The organism is Sulfuricurvum sp. (assembly GCF_023250475.1).
GTDB lineage: Bacteria > Campylobacterota > Campylobacteria > Campylobacterales > Sulfurimonadaceae > Sulfuricurvum.
In genome coordinates this window covers 1-7,823 of record NZ_JAHFAQ010000103.1, presented here as the reverse complement: position 1 = coordinate 7,823, position 7,823 = coordinate 1, and the positions used below count along the sequence as shown (strand labels likewise).

General features: G+C 46.4%; 8 protein-coding genes. All 8 read left to right on the top strand.

The features are described 5' to 3' along the window. Window positions 1-237: 237 nt before the first annotated feature. Window positions 238-1,173: a cysteine synthase A gene (gene cysK, locus Q0C19_RS09405; RefSeq protein ID WP_295055392.1), complete on the top strand. Its 936-nt coding sequence runs from the start codon at window positions 238-240 to the stop codon at window positions 1,171-1,173. A gap of 24 nt (window positions 1,174-1,197) precedes the next feature. Next, window positions 1,198-1,428, top strand: coding sequence for a DUF2061 domain-containing protein (locus Q0C19_RS09400; RefSeq protein ID WP_295055390.1), 231 nt, complete (start codon window positions 1,198-1,200; stop codon window positions 1,426-1,428). 8 nt (window positions 1,429-1,436) lie between these two features. Then, window positions 1,437-2,144 (top strand): phosphoadenylyl-sulfate reductase, encoded by a 708-nt coding sequence (locus Q0C19_RS09395; RefSeq protein ID WP_295055389.1) that lies wholly within the window; start codon window positions 1,437-1,439, stop codon window positions 2,142-2,144. A 122-nt stretch (window positions 2,145-2,266) separates the two neighbouring features. After that, window positions 2,267-3,178: a sulfate adenylyltransferase subunit CysD gene (cysD, locus tag Q0C19_RS09390; RefSeq protein ID WP_295055387.1), complete on the top strand. Its 912-nt coding sequence runs from the start codon at window positions 2,267-2,269 to the stop codon at window positions 3,176-3,178. Next, window positions 3,178-4,584 (top strand): sulfate adenylyltransferase subunit CysN, encoded by a 1,407-nt coding sequence (cysN, locus tag Q0C19_RS09385; protein ID WP_295055385.1) that lies wholly within the window; start codon window positions 3,178-3,180, stop codon window positions 4,582-4,584. The genes cysD and cysN overlap by 1 nt, the downstream gene beginning before the upstream one ends. Window positions 4,585-4,594: 10 nt before the next feature. Next, complete coding sequence (locus tag Q0C19_RS09380) at window positions 4,595-6,175, top strand: nitrite/sulfite reductase (RefSeq protein ID WP_295055383.1); 1,581 nt, start codon at window positions 4,595-4,597, stop codon at window positions 6,173-6,175. Further along, window positions 6,147-7,454 (top strand): aminotransferase class V-fold PLP-dependent enzyme, encoded by a 1,308-nt coding sequence (locus tag Q0C19_RS09375; RefSeq protein ID WP_295055381.1) that lies wholly within the window; start codon window positions 6,147-6,149, stop codon window positions 7,452-7,454. Before Q0C19_RS09380 ends, Q0C19_RS09375 begins: the two co-directional genes overlap by 29 nt. Then, the coding region (locus Q0C19_RS09370; RefSeq protein WP_295055379.1) for an SAM-dependent methyltransferase at window positions 7,451-7,823 on the top strand (373 nt) is incomplete at its 3' end. The genes Q0C19_RS09375 and Q0C19_RS09370, both read left to right, overlap by 4 nt.

The following is a 7,823-nucleotide window of genomic DNA, read 5'->3' as shown; positions in this document are numbered from 1 at the left end:
TTTGAAGAATAAACCCTACTGAATTACTTGACATACCTATTTTCTCTCTAAATCCCTATTTTTTACAGTATTTAAAAACTGCCTAAAATAGGGGTGTTCATGTCAATTTTTTAATAAACCATACTAATTTGGTAGAAATACTTGACAATCAAATTTTTTCGGCGTATAATTTCTCCAGTTAAAAGATGAATGAGAGTTCATTTCATTATGAAATCTCATCAAGTGAAAGGAGTGAACATGAAGATTGCAGCCAATGTTACGGAATTGATCGGGAATACGCCGCTCATTACGTTAAACCATTTTTCAGAAGAATCGACGACGGTAATAGGAAAATGTGAATTTATGAATCCGTCGGGTTCGGTCAAAGACCGGATCGGATGCAACATGATCCTCCAAGCCCTGCAGCGCGGGGAGATCACTGATGAGAGTGTTATTATCGAGCCGACAAGCGGGAATACGGGGATTGCTTTAGCGAGTGTCGCCGCAAGTTTGGGATTAAAGTTGATTTTGACAATGCCGAGTTCCATGAGTTTGGAACGGAGACGTCTTTTGGCGGCCCTTGGGGCAGAGATCGTTTTGACCGCACCTGAAAAAGGGATGGGCGGAGCGGTTGAGAAAGCGATAGAACTCGGTCAATCAATACCGGGATCGGTTGTTTTGCAACAATTTAATAATCCGGATAATCCCCAAATCCATCGTCAAACGACGGCGGAAGAGATTTGGAGAGATACGGACGGAAAAATCGATATTTTCGTTGCGGCGATAGGGACGGGCGGAACAATCACCGGTGTCGGAGAAGTGCTTAAAAAGTACAATCCCGATATCCAGATTATTGCGGTTGAACCCGATGCTTCAGCTGTTTTATCGGGTGAGGGATCAGGTCCTCATAAAATTCAGGGGATCGGAGCCGGATTTATTCCGCAAGTCCTTAATCGAGATGTTTACGATGAGATTGTACGGATAACCAATGCCGAAGCGATTGAGACGGCACGAACGATTGCTAAAACAGAGGGGCTTTTGGTCGGAATATCATCCGGTGCCAACGTAGCTGCCGCAAAAAAAGTTGCGGATCGTCCTGAAAATAAAGGGAAAACGATCGTAACGATTTTGTGCGATACCGGTGAGCGGTATTTGAGTACAGAACTGTATGAATTTCCGACTGAAAGTGCATGAGGAACGTTATGAGGAAGGATGCTAATGAAAGACAAACACTATAGAAGTATTATCAAGGCGATCTCATGGCGAACGGTAGGGACAATCGATACAATGGTCGTCTCTTACTTTATTACAGGAAATTTAGTGATGGCCGTATCAATCGGATCGGTCGAAGTGCTGACAAAGATGGTTTTATACTATTTTCATGAAAGAGCCTGGGATAAAACAAATTTTGGCCGGATTAAAGTGGTTGAAAACGACTACCAAATTTAGGAGAGTAGATGAGCATCGATCTGGATGTATTGAATCAACGATTTAAAAACGAATCAGTTGAATCATTAATAACTTATTTTTTAGAAGCTCATAAAGGGCGGATTGCGTTGGCATCGAGTTACGGAGCCGAAGATCAGGTATTAACCGACACTATTTTGAAGATTGATTCAACGGCAAAGATTTTTACACTGGATACGGGACGGTTACCTGAAGAGACCTATACCGTGATGGATCAGACGAATCAAAAATACGGGATCAATGTAGAGGTCTATTGTCCTGATGGAGCCGCTGTTGAAGCGCTGTATCAGACGCAGGGGATTAACGGATTTCGGATGAGTGTTGAAAACCGAAAAACGTGCTGTCAGGTGCGAAAAATGGAACCGCTTCGCAGAGCGCTTAGCGGTCTGGATGTGTGGATAACGGGATTGCGCCGTGCACAGTCTCCGACACGAGAAACGATGCAGCTTATCGAATGGGATGAGGCTAACGGGCTTATTAAATTAAATCCTCTCATCGAGTGGGATGAAGATCAGGTATGGGACTATATCAAAACGAATAAAGTCCCTTATAACGTATTGCACACACAAGGGTATCCGAGTATCGGATGTGCGCCGTGTACAAGAGCGATAGGTGAGGGAGAAGATATCCGCGCCGGAAGATGGTGGTGGGAAAATCCTGAGCACAAGGAGTGCGGACTCCATAGAAGAGGGAACTGACAATGAAATTTTTGTTGGATATTTTGGACGGATTATTAAAAGATGACGAGTATTCGCATCGCACAGAGTTGGCCGATTGGGCTATTTTTATTTGATAGAAAAAGGTGAAAAAGGGGCGAACCATGATATCTCAAGAGAGAAAAACACATTTGAAAGCATTAGAAGCTGAATCAATCCATATTATGCGTGAAGTGGTCGCGGAATTTGATAATCCCGCGATGCTTTATTCGATCGGCAAAGATTCATCGGTGATGCTCCATCTGGCGATTAAAGCATTTTATCCGGCAAAGCTGCCGTTTCCGCTGTTGCATGTCGATACGACATGGAAGTTTAAAGAGATGATCGAATTTCGCGATCGTCGGATTAAAGAGTTGGGATTAACGTTGCTAACCCATGTGAATCCCGACGGAATTGCACAGAATATCAGTCCGTTTACCCACGGCAGTGCGGTGCATACCGATGTGATGAAAACCGAGGGACTGAAACAGGCGCTCAATTATTATGAGTTTGATGCGGTATTCGGCGGAGCCCGACGGGATGAAGAGAAAAGCCGGGCCAAAGAGCGGATCTATTCGTTCCGGGATAAAAACCACCGATGGAATCCGAAAAATCAGCGTCCGGAGTTGTGGAATATCTACAACGGGCGAATTCATAAAGGTGAAAGTATACGGGTATTTCCTCTCTCCAACTGGACGGAGCTGGATATCTGGCAATACATTTACCTCGAAGAGATACCGATTGTTCCGCTTTACTATTCGGCACCGCGTCCGGTCGTTGAGCGTGACGGGGTAAAAATCATGGTCGATGATGATCGCTTTCCGTTTAAAGAGGGTGAAGTTCCTTCAATCGAAAACGTCCGTTTCCGAACACTGGGGTGCTATCCTCTGACCGGAGCGGTAGAGAGCGATGCGGTAACCTTGCCGGATATCATCCAAGAGATGCTGTTAACCAAAACGTCAGAACGTCAAGGGCGTCTGATCGATGCCGACAGTTCGGGATCCATGGAAAAGAAAAAAATTGAAGGATATTTTTAATGGCACATCAAGGCGATTTGATAGCCACCAATATTGAGGGCTATCTTAAAGAACAAGAACACAAAGAGTTGCTCCGCTTTATCACCTGCGGAAGTGTTGATGACGGTAAAAGCACCCTGATCGGACGATTGCTGCACGATTCAAAAATGATTTTTGAAGATCAGCTCGAAACCATAAAAAACGACAGTAAAAAGTCGGGGACGACGGGGGATAAAATCGATTTGGCACTTCTGGTGGACGGATTGCAGAGCGAGCGGGAGCAGGGGATTACGATCGATGTGGCGTATCGCTACTTTTCGACCGACAAGCGCAAGTTTATCATCGCGGATACCCCGGGGCATGAGCAGTATACCCGTAACATGGCGACCGGTGCCTCAACGGCTGATTTGGCGATCATCCTGATCGATGCGCGCTACGGGATCGTGACGCAGACACGCAGACATTCGTATATCGTCCGTCTTTTGGGGATACGCAATGTCGTTGTTGCCATCAATAAAATGGATTTGGTCAATTTCGATCAAGCGGTTTATGACAAGATCAATACCGAGTACAGAGCGTTTGCTAACGAGTTGGGAATCAGCGGAATCTATTCGGTTCCTCTATCGGCACTGGATGGCGATAATGTGGTTACCAGAAGTGAACGCAGTCCATGGTATAGTGGAGAAACGTTAATGGAGATCCTTGAGGGGGTTCCTCTCGCTTCTGCGGCGGCGGATGCGCCGTTTCGAATGGTGGTGCAATACGTCAATCGGCCGAATCTTGATTTCAGAGGATTCGCTGGAACGATTGCCTCCGGGACAATACGTGTCGGTGAACGGATTACAACCTATCCTTCGCTGAAAGAGGCTACGGTTAAAGAGATCGTGACGTATGACGGTAATCTGGAATCGGCTTCTACCGGTGATGCGGTAACGCTGACATTGAATGAAGAGATCGATATTAGCCGCGGAAATGTTTTGATTAAAACGGGTGATACCATTGAACAAAGCGATGCGATTACCGCAAACGTGGTATGGATGGATGAGGAAAAATTCTCAACAGGGAAAAGCTTTTTATTTAAACGCGGATCCAGCGTAACGACAGTGTATGTCGAGGGGATCGACTATCGAGTCGATGTCAATACGCAAGAAAAACACCAAGCCACTCAGTTAGGGCTGAACGATATCGGATCGGTTCGTTTGAATTTGGCGGAGTCGATTGCATTTGATCTTTACGAAGAGAATCGAGAGATGGGGGGATTTATCCTTATCGACAAGATTAGCAACAATACGGTGGCTGCGGGGATGATTACCCAAAGTAAAGATTCGGTTAGAGCGGTGCAGAGCAGTGCGACTGCATTTGAAGTTGAGCTAAATGCTCTTGTAAGGCGGCATTTTCCGCATTGGAATGCCGCAACAATCATTTAAGGAATAGGTTATGGCTAGTGAAACAAAAGCTGAGAGAGTAGAGCGTATAAAACGTGAAAAAGATGGATTGGATGTTATTTCCGACATCTACCGATATGCCCAAACCGGCGAAGTGATTGATCCTGAAGATATCGATCGTTTTAAATGGTACGGAATATATACCCAAAATCGTAATCTGCAGGCTGCGGAGGATGAGACACAGTATTTCATGCTTCGTGTCAAACTTGACGGCGGATACATAAACGCCAAACAGATTGAAGTATTAGGTGAAATATCGGTTCAATTCGCCCGCGAAAGCGGTGATATCACGACACGTCAGGATATTCAGTTTCACTGGCTTAAAATCGAAGACTTGCCTGAAATTTTGGAACGGCTTTCTATTGTGGGGTTAAGTGTCCTCGGAGCATCCGGAGACTGTCCTCGTAATATTGTCAGCTGTCCGGTAAACGGGATCGATCACGATCAGATTGATGATGTTCGTGATGTGGTTTTGGCGTTGAATAATCTTTATCGGGGGAATCACGATTTTTCGAATTTGCCTCGAAAGTTTAAAATCGGGGTCAGCGGATGCAATAAACATTGTATCCAGCATGAAGTACAGGATTTGGCATTTACGGCCGTTAAAAACGGTGACGAACTTCGCTTCAGTGTTAGTGTCGGAGGAGGACAGGCGAGTAATCGTCGTATTGCCGATCATATCGGCTACGTGAAACGGCGCGACATTGTCAAAATTGCCGAAGCAGTGGCTCGTATCTATCGAGATTTTGGTCGGCGTGATAATCGAAACAAAGCCCGTTTGGGACATTTGGTCGAGGAATGGGGCGTTGAGCGTTTTGTGAGTGCACTGGAAAAAGAGTCGCGTGTCGAGTTGGAGCGGTATGACGGAGCACCTTTTACCCCCTATCCCAGACGCAGCCATTTTGGCGTCGGAGCTACGGTACGCAAAGGGTACAATACCATCGGTTGTGCCCTCACCAGCGGTCGGATAAACGGAGAGAAACTGTTGAAACTCGGACGTATTCTCGATTTGTATAAAGCGGAGGGGATCACCCTCACAACGACGCAAAATTTTGTGATTTTAAACGTACATACCGATGCGACGGAGCCGATGATCGATACATTAAACGCTGTGGGATTTCACCCCCATCCGTCGGTTTTCGAAGCGCGGACGTTGGCGTGTACGGGACTGAATTTTTGTAAGTTTGCAGTGAGTGAGACCAAAGATTTTGCAATCGAAGTGGTGGAGTATCTTAAACAACGATTTCCCGACTTTGAGGAACCGGTCAGTATCAGTATTAACGGCTGTCCGAATTCGTGTGCGCATCCCCATATCGTCGATCTGGGATTCGTGGGAGCCATTGTGAAACGGGACGATGAACGTCTCAAGGGATTTGATCTGATCGTCGGAGGACATCTTGAAGGTGAATCGAGCCGTTTTGCGATCAAAACAGGAGTAAAAGTTGCCGCAGATGAAGTTGCACCGTTGATTGAGTCATTGATTCATACGTTTGAGGCGAGCAACAGCAGTAATTTTGGAAATTTTTTATGGGAGAAATACGCACATGAACCTACTGTTTCGTCCATTACTTGAAAAAAGAGATAAATTTGAACAGATAGTTCGCAATACGATCGGAGTCCATAAAAAAACCTATTTCGATTTTACCGCGTCCGGTCTCGCCTACGAGCCGATCGAAGCTCGTATTCACGAAGTACTGGAGACGTATGCGAATACCCATTCGAAAGAGGCTTCAATGGCCGCTCGAACGGATCGTTATTATCGTCAGGCGAGAGAGCATTTAAAGATGTTATTGGGGCTGGACAGCTCTTTCGCGCTAATGCCTTGCGGATGCGGTGCTACGGGAGCGGTTAAACGGCTTCAGGAGATACTGGGACTTTATATCCCCCCGGCGACTCGTGCACGTTACCACTCCTTGCCGCCGAGCTATGAATTGCCATTGGTGATTGTCGGGCCGTATGAGCATCATTCCAACGAGATCAGCTATCGGGAGGCACTCTGCGAAACGGTTCGTGTCGGATTGAATGCCAAAGGGCTGGTCGACCTGGAGCAGCTTGAAGAGATTTTGAAAGCGAACCTGAACCGTGAGCTTATCGGATCGTTTTGCATTGCATCCAATGTGACCGGGACGATTACCCCGTATGCAGAAATATCGGCGATACTCCGACGTTACGGGGCTATTGTCTGCTTTGATGCGGCGGCCTCGTCGCCGTATATCAATATTCCGTGCGAACTGTACGATGCGATGTTTTATTCTCCCCATAAGCTTTTGGGCGGTCCGGGATCGTGCGGTTTGTTGGCGGTGCGAAAAAACCTGTTCGAAGCGGATGCCAAACCTACCTTTGCCGGTGGGGGAACGGTACGCTATGTCAGCCGAACCAGCCATTTTTTTGTAGATGGCGTTGAAGATCGTGAAGATGCGGGAACCCCGGGGATATTACAGCTTATTCGTGCCGCATTGGCGTATCAGCTTCGCAATGAACTTGGCTTCGAGTGGATTACTTCTCGAAAAAAAAGCCTATATGCACGTTTTGTCGAAGGGCTGAAGGAGATTGAAGGATCGACCTGTTACGGATGCCGAAAGGCTGAAAATATCGGGATTGTTTCGTTTAACGTTAAGGGAGTCGACCCGTACGCATTGTGTGCGGTTCTCTCCGAATCAAAAGGGTTTCAAACACGGGCAGGATGTTCATGTGCAGGCCCTTACGGACATGATTTATTAGGACTGGAAGATGATACACCCTTCCAAGAGCGGCCGGGATGGTTGCGTATTAGTATCCATTATTCGCAGGAGATAGACGATATCGATGCATTGCTGGAGGCTATTAAAAAATCGATAAAGAGGCTCGAATGACAAAAATTATACAACCGACTTCAGCCGAAACCAATCACTCGTTTTCGGCGAGAAAAGGGGACGTCTATCTCGTGGGTTGCGGCCTTGGAGATGTAGAACAGTTGACACTCAAAGCTTATCGGATTATCCGAGAAGCCCAGATCGTCTTATACGATAATCTCATACCCAAAGAGATTTTGGATTTGATCCCCGCAGAAACACGTAAAATTTATGTGGGAAAACCAAAAGACAACCACAGTATCAGCCAAGAGAGGATTAACCTCCTGATAGCCGATTACGCCGGTCAGGGATATAGCGTCGCACGGCTCAAAAGCGGTGATCCCTATATTTTTGGACGAGGGAGCGAAGAGGCTCTTTTTTTGCTAGAGA